The sequence below is a fragment of the Nocardia sp. NPDC052316 genome (assembly GCF_044547795.1).
Classification (GTDB): domain Bacteria; phylum Actinomycetota; class Actinomycetes; order Mycobacteriales; family Mycobacteriaceae; genus Nocardia.
In genome coordinates this window covers 583381-598029 of record NZ_JBIUBB010000001.1, presented here as the reverse complement: position 1 = coordinate 598029, position 14649 = coordinate 583381, and the positions used below count along the sequence as shown (strand labels likewise).

At 69.4% G+C, this 14649-nt stretch carries 9 protein-coding genes; 2 read left to right on the top strand and 7 right to left on the bottom strand.

Going from position 1 to position 14649, the window contains the following annotated elements; all coding sequences use genetic code 11:
• Positions 1-381: 381 nt before the first annotated feature.
• From ACIHA7_RS02665 to ACIHA7_RS02640, 6 genes are all read right to left on the bottom strand, one after another.
• A complete protein-coding gene (locus ACIHA7_RS02665) occupies positions 382-4167 on the bottom strand; it encodes a multifunctional oxoglutarate decarboxylase/oxoglutarate dehydrogenase thiamine pyrophosphate-binding subunit/dihydrolipoyllysine-residue succinyltransferase subunit (RefSeq protein WP_397284833.1) in 3786 nt (1261 codons plus the stop codon).
• 126 nt (positions 4168-4293) lie between these two features.
• The gene (locus ACIHA7_RS02660) at positions 4294-7974 is read right to left on the bottom strand and encodes an ABC transporter ATP-binding protein (RefSeq protein WP_397284831.1); all 3681 of its coding nucleotides are present in this window, start codon (positions 7972-7974) and stop codon (positions 4294-4296) included.
• A gap of 71 nt (positions 7975-8045) precedes the next feature.
• Positions 8046-8828 carry an ABC transporter permease gene (locus tag ACIHA7_RS02655; RefSeq protein WP_397284829.1) on the bottom strand — a complete coding sequence of 261 codons (783 nt, stop codon included), beginning with the start codon at positions 8826-8828 and terminating at the stop codon, positions 8046-8048.
• On the bottom strand, positions 8825-9832 hold the full coding sequence (locus ACIHA7_RS02650) for an ABC transporter ATP-binding protein (protein WP_397284827.1): 1008 nt from the start codon (positions 9830-9832) through the stop codon (positions 8825-8827). Before ACIHA7_RS02650 ends, ACIHA7_RS02655 begins: the two co-directional genes overlap by 4 nt.
• Entirely contained in the window at positions 9829-10560 is a 732-nt protein-coding gene (locus tag ACIHA7_RS02645; protein WP_397284825.1) for a hypothetical protein, read from the bottom strand. Before ACIHA7_RS02645 ends, ACIHA7_RS02650 begins: the two co-directional genes overlap by 4 nt.
• A 97-nt stretch (positions 10561-10657) precedes the next feature.
• Positions 10658-11680 carry a glutathione S-transferase family protein gene (locus ACIHA7_RS02640; RefSeq protein WP_397284823.1) on the bottom strand — a complete coding sequence of 341 codons (1023 nt, stop codon included), beginning with the start codon at positions 11678-11680 and terminating at the stop codon, positions 10658-10660.
• Between the two features lie 38 nt (positions 11681-11718).
• On the opposite strand from ACIHA7_RS02640, the gene ACIHA7_RS02635 reads away from it, so the two are divergent.
• On the top strand, positions 11719-12513 hold the full coding sequence (locus tag ACIHA7_RS02635) for an enoyl-CoA hydratase/isomerase family protein (RefSeq protein ID WP_397284820.1): 795 nt from the start codon (positions 11719-11721) through the stop codon (positions 12511-12513).
• Between the two features lie 92 nt (positions 12514-12605).
• Positions 12606-13874, top strand: a complete 1269-nt coding sequence (locus ACIHA7_RS02630) for a class I adenylate-forming enzyme family protein (protein WP_397284818.1) — start codon at positions 12606-12608, stop codon at positions 13872-13874.
• Positions 13875-13881: 7 nt separating this feature from the next.
• On the opposite strand, the gene ACIHA7_RS02625 is transcribed toward ACIHA7_RS02630, so the two are convergent.
• Entirely contained in the window at positions 13882-14628 is a 747-nt protein-coding gene (locus tag ACIHA7_RS02625) for a tyrosine-protein phosphatase (protein ID WP_397284816.1), read from the bottom strand.
• Between the last annotated feature and the right edge of the window lie 21 nt (positions 14629-14649).

Sequence of the window (14649 nt, the reverse complement as noted above, 5' to 3'; positions counted from 1 at the left end):
GACAGTCTTGTGGAACATTTCGGTATCTCTCCCGCCCCCGATCACCATGGAACGCCTTGTCCCCCAGTCGAATCGAAGCGTTGATGTTGTTCGAACACCGATATTCATATCCGACGCCGCTCCGAAAACCGGAATTATGTGACGAGTGCCACATTTCGTACCGCGAAACCGCCTACTTTTCGGGCATAGTCGACCGAATTCGTGCGAAATGAGGACTTCGATCTGCGGGCAACTCCGCGTAACCCACGAAGCGGGGATTCGCTTGCGGGCCAAGCATTTCGGCGGCAGGCGGAAAGCCGAGAACTGTCAGCAAGCAGTCAATCCTGAATACCCATCGATCCGGGCTCGATAAACGCCGAACGCCGGGTCAACGCTGAGCTACTAGCTGGTCGGCTCGAAAGCTTCGGCGACGATCTCCGCCTGCTCCACCGCGTGCACCTTGCTGGACCCCGAGGAGGGGGCCGACATGGCGCGGCGGGAGATGCGGCGCAGTTTGCCGAGGCGGTCGGGCAGGACCTCCGGAAGGTTGAGGCCGAAGAAGGGCCAGGCGCCCTGGTTGGCCGGTTCCTCCTGGACCCACACGATGTCGGTCGCGTTGGTGTAGCGGTCGAGCGACTCGTTCAGGCGGTAGGTGGGCAGCGGGTAAAGCTGCTCGATCCGCACGATCGCGACGTCTTCGCGCTTCTGCTTGGCCTTTTCGGCGGCCAGCTCGTAATAGAGCTTGCCGCTGGTCATCAGAATCCGCTTCACCTTGCTGCGGTCGCCGATGCCCTGCTCGTAGGCGGGCTCGTCGAACACCGAGCGGAACTTGCTCTCGGTGAAGTCCTTCAGATCCGACACGACGGCCTTGTTGCGCAGCATCGACTTCGGGGTGAAGACGATCATCGGGCGGCGGATGCCGTCCAGTGCGTGGCGGCGCAGCAGGTGGAAGTAGTTCGCCGGGGTGGACGGCACGGCAACCGTCATCGAGCCCTCGGCGCACAACTGCAGGAACCGCTCGATGCGACCGGAGGTGTGGTCGGGACCCTGACCCTCGTGGCCGTGCGGCAGCAGCAGCACGACGTCGGAGAGCTGACCCCACTTTGCCTCACCGGAGGAGATGAACTCGTCGATGATGGACTGCGCGCCGTTGACGAAGTCACCGAACTGCGCCTCCCACAACACGAGTGCGTTCGGGTTGCCCAGCGAGTAGCCGTACTCGAAGCCGACGGCGGCGTACTCGCTCAGCGCCGAGTCGTGCACCGCGAACCAACCGGGGTTGGTGCTGCCGATGTTGTGCAGCGGGGTGTACTCCTCGGCCGTCTTGCGGTCGATGATCACCGAGTGCCGCTGGGTGAACGTGCCGCGGCGCGAGTCCTGACCGGTCAGGCGCACCGCGCGACCCTCGTCGATCAGGGTGCCGAAGGCCATCAGCTCGGCGAAGGCCCAGTCGACCTTGCCCTCGTAGGCCATCTCGCGGCGCTTCTCCAGCACCGGCTTGACGCGCGGGTGCACGTTGAAGCCGTCGGGCACGTTCAGGAACGCGTCGCCGATGCGCTGCAGTACCGCCTTGTCCACGGCCGTCTGCACCGTGGTCGGGACCTTCTGGTCGTCCTCGACCGACTCACTCGGTTCCGGCGTGTACTTCTCCAGCTCGCGGACCTCGTTGAACACCCGCTCCAGCTGACCCTGGTAGTCGCGCAGCGCGTCCTCGGCCTCTTTCAGCGAGATGTCGCCACGGCCGATCAGGCTCTCGGTGTAGGCCTTACGCACCGAGCGCTTGGTGTCGATGACGTCGTACATCGACGGCTGGGTCATCGACGGGTCGTCGCCCTCGTTGTGGCCACGGCGCCGGTAGCAGACCATGTCGATGACGACGTCCTTGCGGAACTTCTGCCGGAAGTCGACCGCGAGACGGGCCACCCAGTCGCAGGCCTCCGGATCGTCACCGTTGACGTGGAAGATCGGCGCGCCGATGAACTTCGCGATGTCGGTGGAGTACTCGGTGGAGCGGCTGTTCTCCGGCGCGGTGGTGAAGCCGATCTGGTTGTTCACCACGATGTGGATGGTGCCGCCGACGCGGTAGCCGCGCAGCCCGGACAGGTTCAGCGTCTCGGCGACCACACCCTGACCCGCGAACGCGGCGTCACCGTGCAGCATGAGCGGCATGACGGAGTAGCCGTCCGGGCCGTCGCCCTTGTCCAGCAGGTCCTGCTTGGCGCGGACCAGACCCTCGAGCACCGGGTCGACCGCTTCGAGGTGCGAGGGGTTCGCGGTGAGCGAGACCTCGATCTCGTTGTCGCCGAACATCTGCAGGTAGGTGCCGTGCGCGCCGAGGTGGTACTTCACGTCGCCGGAGCCGTGCGCCCCCGCCGGGTTCATGTTGCCCTCGAACTCGGTGAAGATCTTCGAGTACGGCTTGCCGACGATGTTGGCGAGCACGTTGAGGCGACCGCGGTGCGGCATGCCGATGACGACCTCGTCGAGACCATGCTCGGCGCACTGGTCGATGGTCGCATCCATCATCGGGATGACGGCCTCGGCGCCTTCGAGCGAGAAGCGCTTCTGCCCGACGTACTTGGTCTGCAGGAAGGTCTCGAAGGCCTCCGCCGCGTTCAACCGGTTCAGGATGTACTTCTGCTGCGCGACCGTCGGTTTGACGTGCTTCTGCTCGACCCGCTCCTGGATCCACTGCAGCTGCTCGGTCTCCAGGATGTGGGTGTACTCCACCCCGACGTGCCGACAGTAGGCGTCGCGCAGGACCGAGAGGACCTCGCGCAGCTTCATCTGCTCCTGGCCGTGGAAGCCGCCGACGTTGAACGTGCGGTCCAGGTCCCACAGCGTCAGGCCGTGCTGGGTGACGTCGAGGTCGGGGTGGCTGCGGAACTTGTCCTTGACCAGCCGCAGCGGGTCGGTGTCGGCCATCAGGTGGCCGCGGTTGCGGTAGGCGGCGATCATCTCGAGCACGCGGGTGCTCTTGTCGACGCCGCGTTCGCGAATGTCCTTGCGCCAGCGCACCGGCTCGTACGGCACGCCGAGGCCGTGGAAGATCTCGTCGTAGAACTCGTCGGAGATCAGCAGCTGGTGGATGGTGCGCAGGAAGTCGCCGGACTCCGCGCCCTGGATGATGCGGTGGTCGTAGGTGGAGGTGAGCGTCATCAGCTTGCCGACACCGATGTCGGCGATGCGCTCGTCGCTCATGCCCTGGAACTCGGCCGGGTACTCCATCGCGCCCGCGCCGATGATGGCGCCCTGGCCCGGCATGAGGCGGGGCACCGAGTGCACGGTGCCGATGGTGCCGGGGTTGGTGAGCGAGATGGTGACGCCGCTGAAGTCGTCGGCGGTCAGCTTGCCGTCGCGGGCGCGGCGGACGATGTCCTCGTAGGCGGTGTGGAACTGGCCGAAGGTCATCGACTCGGTGCCCTTGATGGCCGCGACGACCAGCGATCGGCTGCCGTCCTTGCCGGGCAGGTCGATGGCGAGACCGAGGTTGGTGTGCGCCGGGGTGATCGCGTTCGGCTTCCCGTCGATCTCGGCGAAGTGCCGGTTCATGTTCGGGAAGGCCTTGATGCCCTGCACGATCGCGTAGCCCAGCAGGTGGGTGAACGAGATCTTGCCACCGCGGGTGCGGGCCAGGTGGTTGTTGATGACCAGCCGGTTATCGATCATCAGCTTCGCCGGGATGGCGCGCACGCTGGTCGCGGTCGGAATCGACAGCGACAAGGCCATGTTCTTGGCGACCGCCGCGGCGGCGCCGCGCAGCACCTTGGCCTCGTCGGCCGGGGCGTCCGTCTTCGGGGCGCCGGAGGTGGGCGCCGCGTTGGAGGTCGGCGCGGGCGTGGTCTGCGGCGTGCGCGCGGTGGTCTTTGCCGGAGCGGGCGCGGGGGCCGCGGGCTTGGCCTGCGCGGGTGCGGCGGCCTTGGGCGCCGAGTTCGCCTTGGGGGCCGAGTTCACCGGCGCGGGTGCCGGAGCCGGGGTCGGCGCCTGCGCGGGAGCGGCCGCGGCCGGGGCGGCCGAGCTGTTACCGGAATCACCCGTGGCTTCGGGCGTGTAATCGGCGAGGAACTCGTGCCAACTCTCATCGACCGAAGATGGATCTTGCTTGAACTTCTGATACATCTCATCGACTAGCCACTGGTTCTGTCCGAACTGGGAAGTTGAGCTGCTCACAGCAGGTGTTCGCCTCATTTCGTTCTTCGCGCTGCGACGTTTGTGACGTGCCCGGCACGGGGATCAGCGGATGCGCGCCGATGCGCCCTATCTGAGGATAGGCCCAGCAGCAAACCGACGGAGCGACTGACCACCCGACAAACCTCACCTCATAGAAGACGACTTGTCCGTAACCGAGAATATTCCCCCGGTTTCACGTGCCGCTGCCCACAGTCGGGCATACCCGCCACCTGCGGCAAGCAACTCGACGTGAGTGCCGATTTCGGCGATCCGGCCGTGTTCGACGACGGCGATGCGATCGGCTCGCGCCGCCGTACCGAGCCGGTGTGCGACGAGGACGGTGGTTCGCCCTCGGGTCAAGGATCGACTCGCGGCGAGCACCGCTGCCTCGGCGTCCGGATCGAGGGTAGCCGTCGCCTCGTCGAGCAGTAGTAAGTCGGGGCGCACAAGCTCCGCGCGGGCCAGCGCGACCAGCTGTCGCTGCCCCGCCGACAGGCCGCGCCCGCGCTCGCCGACGGGTTGGCGCAGGCCGAGCGGCAGGGCCGCGATCATGTCCGTCGCGCCGACCGCCGCGGCGGCTTCGGCGATGTCGGCGTCGGTCGCGCCCGGCTTGCCGAAGGCGATGTTGCTCGCGACGTCACCGCTGAACAGGTGCGCTTCCTGCGGGACGATGCCGAGGCGGGCGCGGTAGTCGGTGAGCCGGTAGTCCCGGATGTCGGTGTCGTCGACCAGGATCGCGCCGGTGCCGTCCGTGTCTGGCGGCAGGTCGTAGAGCCGGGCGAGCAGCTTGACGATGGTCGACTTGCCCGCGCCGGTCGGGCCGACCAGCGCGAGGGTGCTGCCCGCGGGGATCCGCAGCGAGACGTCGGCCAGCGCGAGTTTCTCGACACCGGGGTAGTGGAAGCGCACCTCATCGAGGACGACCTCGCCGCGCAGCCCGTGCTCGATCGGGACCGCGTCGGCTCGATCGCTCGCGATCGCCGAGGGCGTGCGCAGCAACTCGCCGATCCGGCGCAGCCCGACCCGTGCCTGCTGATATCCGTCGAACACCTGCGACAGCGCGAGCACCGGCGCGAACAGCAGCTCCAGATACAGCACGAAGGCGACCAGGGTGCCTGCCGTCGTGGTACCCGCCGCCACCTCGCGTGCCCCGACGAAGACGACAACGGCCAGCGAGATCCCCGACCAGGCGGTGATGAACGGGAAGTACAGCGCGATCGAGGTCTGCGCGCGCATCCGGCTGTGCCGGTATCGATCGGAGTACTCGGCGAAGCGGCGGGCCGCGACCGGCTCGTGCCGATTGGCCTGGACCGCGCGCAGGCCCGCGACGTTCTCCTGGAAGTCGGCGTTCACGGTGGACACGTTCTCCCGCGAGACGGTGTACGCCGTCGACGCGAAGCGCCGGAACAGTGCCGTCGCCACGAACAGCGGCGGCAGCGTGGCCAGCACCACCAGGGCCAGCGACACGTCGATCACCAACAGCGCCACGGCGATGCCCACGAAGGTCAACCCGCCGATCAACGAGGTGGCCAGCCCGGTCTGCAGGAACGTGGACAACGAGTCGAGGTCGGTCGTCATCCGCGTCATGATCCGGCCGGACAGCTCGCGCTCGTAGTAGTCGAGCCCGAGCCGCTGCAGGTGTGCGTAGCTGCGGATGCGCAGGCCGTAGAGCACCCGCTCGCCGGTCCGCGCGGTGATCAGGGTGTTGGCCGCGCCGACCAGCCAACCCCCGGCGACCAAGGCGATGCCGAGCCCGGCGGCCAGCCAGAGTGCCCCGGCATCGCGGCCACCGACGCCGGTGTCGATCGCGAAACGCACGATCGGGGGGAAGGCGACACCGACCAGTGCGTCGAGCAGCAGCAGGGCGACAGCGGCGAGCACCAGCGCGCGCACCGGCCGCAGCAGCCTGGTCAGCCGGAACTCCGGATCGGGCTGCCGCAGCCGTTGGTCGTCCAGCTTCGGCTGCTCGGTGGCGGGTGGCAGGCGCGCGATTTCCCGGCGCAGCTCAGGCGTTTCCGTGAGGTCGGCTGCGGCCGCGGCGAAGGTGTGGCCCGCGCTGCCGTTGGCGGCGGTGGCCGGCATCGCGGCGGATGCCGTGTGTGCGGTCAGCTGGGCGCCCACCGGCGCGGGCAGCCGGATCACCCGATCGGCGTGGGCGAGGGTCGATTCGCGGTGCGCGAGGATCAGGGTGGTGCGCCCCGCTTGATCGGGCAGCGTGCCGAAGATCGCCGCCTCGGTGATCGCATCCACCGCGGAGGTCGCGTCGTCGAGCACGAGAATGCGCGGCCGCGCCAGCAGCGCCCTGGCCAGCGCGATGCGTTGGCGTTGCCCGCCGGACAGCGTCAGGCCGCGTTCGCCGACCACCGTGTCGTAGCCGTCGGGGAGTTCGCGGATGAAGTCGTCGGCCGCCGCCGCCTGCGCGGCCGCCCTGATCTCGGCGTCGGTGGCCTCCGGGCGGCCGATGGCGATATTGGCAGCGATGGTGTCGGAGAACAGGAACGGGTCGTCGAACACCACGCCGATGGCGCCGCGCAGGTCGGCGGCGCGCAGGTCCGCGAGGTCGACGCGGTGCGCAGGCTCGGCGCCGAACAGGCGAATGTGGCCCGCGTCGGGTGTGTAGAAGCGGGGGAGCAGCAGCGAGAGCGTGGTCTTTCCCGAGCCGGCCGGCCCGATGATCGCCACCGTCTCGCCGGGCCGCACGGTCAGGTCGAGTTCCCGCAGCACCGGCTGGTCCTGGTCGAATCCGAAAGTCAGCGAGTCGATCTCGATGCCGAGCGGGCCCGCGGGCAGCGGCGTGGGTTCGGGTGGATCGGTGAGCACCGGCGCGGTGTCGATCACCTGGTACACGCGCTCGGCGGCGGCGCGGGTCAACTGCGCGAGGACCAACGCCCCCGAGATGATCCGCGCGGTACCGCTCATCGTCGCGACGTACGCGGCGAAGGCGACGAACGTGCCGATCCCGATCGCCCCGTGCAACGCGAGCAGCCCGCCGACCACGATGACGCCGACCATGCCGAGTTGCGGAATGGCGGCCACCGTCGGCGCGAAGCGGGAGTTCACCGCCGCCGCGCGCATCCGCTCGGCATACAGGGTGCGACTGTGCTTTTCGAGCACGTCCACCATCCGGGCTTCCTGCCCGAACCCCTTCACCACCCGGACACCGGTGACGGTCTCCTCGACATGCTGGGCGACATCGGCGGCGCGCTGCTGTGCGGACCAGGTGGCCGCGTAGAGCCGCGGCCGCAGCCGGTAGACCACCAGCGCGATCGCGGGCACGATCAGCAGCGCGAGGACGGCGAGCGGCGGCGACAGCCACATCATCACCACCGCGGCCAGCACGAACTGCACCACCGCCATGCTCGCCAGCGGCACCATCGCCAGCAGTCCTTGCACCAGTTGCAGATCGGTGATCGACCGCGACACCACCTGGCCGGTCCGGATCGCGTCCTGCCCGACCCCGTCCAGCCGTTGCAGCGACCCGAGCAGGTCCACCCGCAGCGCGTGCTGCACGTCCAACGACAGCTTCCCCGCGAGCAACCGCCGACCGAATCCGGCCGCGAACCGACCGACGGCGAGCAGCACCAGCAGCCCGGCGACGACACCGATCACAGCGGTTTGGCCGGTCCCGGCGGCGTCGATGGCGCGCTTGGTCAGCAGTGGCCCGGCGATCTCCACTGCGGCACCCGCCAGCACGGCCGCGCCCAGGCCGGCCAGCGTGCCGCGGTGCGTCCGGCTCTCGCCCCACAGCCGACGAATCCAGCCGGGGCCGCCCGGGTCGCGCTCAGCCGACCCGGTGTCTTCGCCTGCTTCGACAACCCCGCCCATAACCATCCACGGTAATGACGCGCACCGACACGTCGTTGTTCCCGCTGGGCGGTTTCGTCAGGTGGCAGGGGTCAGAGGTCGAGCCTGCGCAGGTTCCACCAGGCAGCGCCGCCGATGCCGATGGTCCACAGCAGCAGCACCACGATGGCGGCGGGTGTCGGCGCGAGGAAGTCGCTGTCGGGGTAGGACCCGACGGCGATGGTGCTGATGGTCGCGGAACCGGGGAACAGGGTGACGAACCCGGTGGCACCGACGCCGTTGGCGATCAGCCAGAGCAGCGGCTCGGCGATGACGAACCAGCCGAGCATGATCGCGATCACGGTCGACGACGAGCGCAGCAGGAATCCGAGGCCCGCGCCGATCAGCGACCAGCAGACCGCGGCGAACAGCCCGCCGCCGAGCACGGCCGCCAGATCCAGGTCGAAGTCGAACTTGCCTCGGCCGAAAGCCGCGAGCGTCAGCACGGAGACCACTTCCATCGCCACCGCGACCGCCAGCGCGAACACGCCGGTAACCACCAGTTTCGCCGCGGCGAGCCGGTCGCGGTCGCCGGTGAACAGCGCGGTGATCGGCATGGTGTGGTGCCCGTACTCGCCGCCGCTGCCGATCGCGCCGAACACCGCCGCCGCCACGACCACCACTGCGAGGCCGATGTACAAGCCCAGGGTCGCGGTGCCGGTAATGGGTTCGCCGCCGGGATCGGCCTTGCCCGCCATGAGCGCGCTGGCCATGCTCGCGAGGAGCGCGACCACCAGCGGCACCCAGGCGAGCAGCCGGTTCCCCGGCAGTGTGGCGACCTTGCGCACCTCGGAGTTGACCGAGGGTACGAGCTCCGGCGGCAGAATCGTGATCATCGAGGAATTCCGTAGGGCATCGGCGTCGGATGGTGAGCGGTCCCGGACAGGCCGGGGTAGGGCGAGATCGCCGGCGCCGGAGGTTTGGTCAGCGAGGCCAGCACCCGATCGGGATGGATCAGATCGGGAATGATGCTGTCCAGCCGCACCTGCGCGGCCGTCGCGGCCGCCCTGATGTCGGCCTCGGTCGCCTCGGCCACCGCGAGTCGCCCGTCCGGCCGGATCACGGCATCGGTGAAGCCACGCGCGGCCAGCACGGTCGCCAGGGCGATCGGGGTCGACGCCGCGACGACGAGCCGATCGGGGTGACCGCGGCGCAGCCGCGCCGGACTGCCCTGATACACCACCGCGCCGTTGCTCAGCACGATGACGTTGTCCGCACCGGGCAGCACCGCGGCGAGGCTCGCGCTGGTCACCAGGGCGCTGCCGCCGCGCTTGGCGTGCCTGCGCAGAAAGTCTTGCAGCCAGCCACGTTCCGCGGCGTCGAGGCCGTCCATCGGTTCGTCGAGCACCAGCAGCGGCGGGTCGCCGAGCACCGCGGTCGCCAGTGCCAGCCGCGTCTGCTGACCGGCCGACAGCGCACCGGCCTTCGAGCGGGCCATGTCACCGAGCCCGACCAGCTCGAGCACTTCCTCGACCCGGCTGTCCGGCACGCCGACCGCCGCCGCGTACACCCGGAGGTGGTCGCGCGCCGTTCGCCGGGGATGCAGTCCACGCGGGGCGAGCACTCCGCCGACGACCCGGGCCGAACTGCCCGCGTCACGCTCCGCGTCGCCGCGTGGCCGGCTCGTCCCCGGCCCGCCGACCGCTGCGGTTCCCGAGGTGGGTTCGAGGAGCCCGAGCAGAGTCCGCGCGATGGTGGTCTTGCCCGCACCGGGCGGCCCGACGAGGGCGGCGGTGGTGCCGGACGCGACGGTGAAACTCACGTTCTCGACGGCGGAGGCCAGACCGTAGCGCTTGGTCATGGCGTGCACGGCGAAGGCGAGCGGTGCCACCCCGGTCACTGCGGCTTGGTCGGCGATTGCGGCTGCGACGGGTCGATCGCGGTGAGCGGATCGGCGTCCACGATGAGATGCCGGTCGGCGGGCCAGACCACCGGTGGCGGCCCGAAGGCCTGACGTGCGTTCTTGATCGTGGCCTTGCCCATCGCCCGGTTGCCGACGCCACCGATCACCGCGCCGATGCCCGCGGGCACCACCTTGCCCGCCATCAGCGCGGCACGGCGGGTGATGAAGCGGACGATGAACCGCTTGAGCAGCGAGTCGTTCATCGACGAGAGACCGGGAATGCGGTTGGCGAACACCGTGCCCCAGTTCTTGGCCGACGTGCCGACGGTCTTCTGCACGATATCCATGCCGCCCTCGCCGAGGACGACGGCGAGCACCAGCGCCCTGCGCTGCTCCTTGTCCTCCGGCGAGATGCCGTGCACGGCCGCCACCGCCAGGGTGAACACGGCTGAGGCCTCCATGAAGAACGTGGTCTCCGCGCTGACCGCCGCGACCGCCGCGACGGTGCCGACGCCGGGCACCGCCGCTGCCGCGCCGACGGCGCCACCGCTGCCGGTCACCGCGAGCAGGTACTGGTTCTCCAGGCGCTCGATGATCTGCGCTGGGCTCTCCGACGGGTGGGAGCGCCGGATCCGGTCGACGTACTTGGCGACCGCGGGCGCCTGCATACGCGACCCTGAATCGAGTAGCTGGACCACCGTCTTCTCGAACGCGCCTTTGAACATCGGCGGCACCCTCCTCTTCGGTCTGCTGGTTGAACTCTATGGCACCTATGCCAACCAGCTCGTCATGACAACGAAGTACCCAGCCCGGTCGGTTCCATCAGTTCGGCTGGTGCAGCGCGGGCACGCGCTCGGCCAGCGGCGGCGGGGGCGGGGGTGTGCCGTCGCCGAACGGATTGCCGCCCAATGCCTCCCGGCCGTGCGGGGTCAGCCAGTTGGCCAGCTCCGGTCCCTTCGGCACGATCCCGGTCGGATTGATGTCGCGGTGCACCACGTAGTAGTGCTCCTTGATCTGCGCGAAGTCGGTGGTGTCGCCGAAGCCGGGGGTTTGGTAGAGGTCACGCGCGTACGCCCACAGCACCGGCAGCTCGCTCAGTTTCGAGCGGTTGCATTTGAAGTGGCCGTGATAGACCGGGTCGAACCTGGCCAGCGTGGTGAACAGCCGCACATCGGCCTCGGTGATCGTGTCGCCGACCAGATAGCGTTGCCGCGCAAGACGTTCGGAGAGCCAGTCCAGCCGGGCGAAAAGCCGGTCGTAGGCGGCCTCGTAAGCGTCCTGCGAGCCTGCGAAACCGCAGCGGTAGACGCCGTTGTTGACGTCGCGGAACACCGCCTGGTTCACCTCATCGATCTCGGCGCGCAGCGCTTCGGGGTACAGCTGCGGCGCGCCGGGCCGATGGAACTCGGTCCACTCGGTGGAGAAATCCAGGGTGATCTGCGCGTAGTCGTTGGTCACCACCTGTCCGGTCGGCACGTCCACCACCGCGGGCACCGTGATGCCGCGCGGATAGTCCGGGAACCGGGCCAGGTACGCGTCGCGTAGTCGGGGGATGCCGAGCACCGGGTCGACGCCGCCGGGATCCAGATCGAAGGTCCAGCTGAGCTTGTCGTGCGTCGGCCCGCACAATCCCAGCGAGAGCACGCCTTCCAGGCCGAGCAGGCGACGCACGATGAGCGTGCGGTTGGCCCACGGGCAGGCCCGTGCCGCGACCAATCGGTAGCGTCCCGGCTCGACGGGGTAGCCGTCGCGGCCGTCGGCCGTGATCCGGGTGGTGATGTAGTTCGTGTCCCGCTTGAACTCGCCGGGCTCGACGTAGGAGCCGCTTTCCGCCGACTTGGTCACCTCGACAGTCTGGCAGACGAAGGTCTTACGCTGACCGAATGACCGATTCGAAGGCCACGCGCCTGGAACGCGAAATCACCGACGGCGGCGCCGAGGTAGCGACCCTGACGCTCGCCAATCCGCCGCTGAACCTCTTCGACCGGGCGATGCTCGACGCCCTCATCGAGGACTTCGCCGAGCTGTCGGCGAACCCGCCGCGCGCGCTGCTGCTGCGCGCCGAGGGCAAGCTGGTCTCCGGCGGCGTCGACGTGCACGTCTTCGACGGTTTGTCGGTGGACCAGGGCGCCGAACTCTGGCGGACCCTGTTCGCGCAGATCATCCACCCGGTCGAGGCGCTGCCGTGCCCGGTGGTGTTCGCCGCGCACGGGCTCACCCTCACCGCCGCCTTCGAGATCGCGCTGGCCTGCGACATCATCCTGGCCGCGCCGAAGGCGAAGTTCGGTCTGGTGGAGACCGTGGTCGGCCTGACGCCGTCGATGGGTGGCCCGCAGCGGCTTGCCGAACGCGCGGGCTCGGGCCGGGCGCGCGAGTTCGTGATGACCGGCGACCTGTACGACGCGGCGACGATGGCGCAGTGGGGCGTGGTGAACGCCGTGCACGACGATGTCGACACGGCCGCAAGGGAATTGACGCACCGCCTCGCGCAGGGGCCGACGCTGGCGCACGCCGCGACCAAGAAGATCATCGAGGCGTGGCGTTCCGGCGGTGTCGCCCATGCGGATTCGGTGACGCCGGAGGTGTCCGGCGCGCTGTTCGACACCGCGGATCTGCGGGGTGCGGTGCGCAGCTTCCTCGAGGTCGGGCCGGGGAAGGCCACCTACACGGGGCGGTGACAGCTAGGACACGTTCGTCGCCTCTGCCCGCGAAAATGTGACTCTCGTCATATAGTCGCAGTGCCTGCTGACTCGAGGCGTGCGGAGGACGGATGTCGCAGTTGCTCGTCGAATACCCCCTGACCCATCCGCATGCCCGTGAAGCCCCGCTGGCGCGCGGCGCCGACGGGGTGCTGCGCTACGGCAACCTGACCCCGGCGCTCACCGAGCTACTGGACCTGCAGGTGCACGCGTTCTCCACGCGGGAGGCCGTGGTCGAGGTGGGTGGCCCGCGGCTGACCTACCGGGAGCTGTGGCACTCCGCCTCGCGCATCGCGGGCGGGCTGCAGGAGCACGGCATCGGTTACGGCGACCGGGTCGCCGTGCACATGCCCGCGGGCGTGCGCTGGGTGCAGGCGTTTCTCGGCGCCCTGCTCAGCGGCGCGGTACCGGTGCTGGTGCACGACGGCTTACCGGACGCGGTGGCCGAGCGGGTGATCGCCGACAGCAGCGCCGATTTCGTGCTCGGCCGCGAGATCGCGCGCGGCGCGGAGCTGCCCGACGGTGCCGCGTTCATCGATGACGGTGCGGCACTGGGGGATCTGGCACTGCTCAGCTACACCAGCGGCACCCCGCGCTGCGCGGGCACCGCGCCAAAGGGCGTGGAGCTGACCAACGAAAACCTGCTTTCGGCAATACGTTCGGTGGTCGCCGCGCTCGATCTGCCGACCGACGGCCTGCGCAACCTGGTGCTGCTGCCGCTCGCCCACGCCAGCGGCTGCGTGGACCAACTCTTACCGACCTTCGCGGTCGGCGGCACCGTGGTGCTGGCGCGCGACACCCGAGGGCTCGCGGAAGCCATTGTGGCCGAACGGATCGACATGGTGTCGGCGACGCCGCGGATCTTCGCGGGCCTGCTGCCCGAGCTCGCCGCGTTGCGGGCCGACGGCGTGCACACCGAGGGCATCGCCAGGATCAGCAAGGCGGGCCATCGGGGCGAGCGGGCCGTGACGCCCGCTACCCCAGCCGATTTGGCCGTGGCACTGCGCGAGATGTTCCCGGTCGCCCGGCAGTGGTCGATCTGGGGCGCCACCGAGACCAGCGGCATCGGGCTGGCCGTGGACGACGCGGCGGAGTCGGCCGACGACGCCGACACCGTGCTCGGATTCCCGTTCGGCGGAACCGAACTGGCGCTGTGGGGACCGCGGGCGCAGGCGGGCCACGGCGAATTACTGTGCCGCGGCCCGAACGTCTGCCCGCGCTACTGGAACGACCCGACGACCACCGCGGCCCGCTTCACCGGGACCTGGTTCCACACCGGCGATCAGGTAACCATCGACACCGACGGCCTGGTGCGCCGCGACCTGGCGCAGGCCGAATAATCCTGCGTCACTCCAACATCCGCTCGCGCAGCCGTGCGCGCAGCTCCGGGGTGATCCCGGCGGCCGTCAAGTAGGAGTCCACATCACCGTGCAACTCGTGCATGGATGCGGTAGCGGTGCTGAGGTATTCCTCGCGCACGCCGAGCAGATCCACCGAGAGTTCTTCGCCGCCGAGCAGTTTCGTCGTCATCATGGCGCGCAGGGCGGGGATGGCGCCGTTGCTCAGCAGGAAGTCGGCCTCGACGTCGGCCTCGGTCACGCCGACCGCGCGCAGCAGGGTGGCCACGGCCCAGCCGGTGCGGTCCTTGCCCGCCGCGCAGTGCACCAGCACCGCGCCCTCGCCGCGCGCGATCGATTCGGCCAGCGCGGTGATCGCGGCATGGGCTTCGGGCAGCGCGGGGAACATCCGGTAGACCTCGAGCATGTGCGCGAACGCGCCCTGGGCGTCGGTGTGGTGCGGCGGCGCCTCGGCCATCCTGGCGTCGAACGGCGTGACGTTCAGGCGGACGCCCTCGGGCAGCCGGTCGCGGCCGATGTGGTCGATCTCGCGTTCGCCGCGCAGGTCGTGCACGTCGCTGACGCGCAGTTCGCGCAGGGTGGCCAACCCGGCGTCGTCGAGTCCGGTCAGCTGGGCCGAGCGCAGCAGCACGCCGGGACGGACCTTCGCCCCGTCGTCGGTGCGCAGCCCGCCCAGATCGCGGAAGTTGAAGGTGCCGGAGATGAAGTACTGATCGGCTGGCGGCGAGAGAGTCACCGACTCAGGCTATCCGGCCGC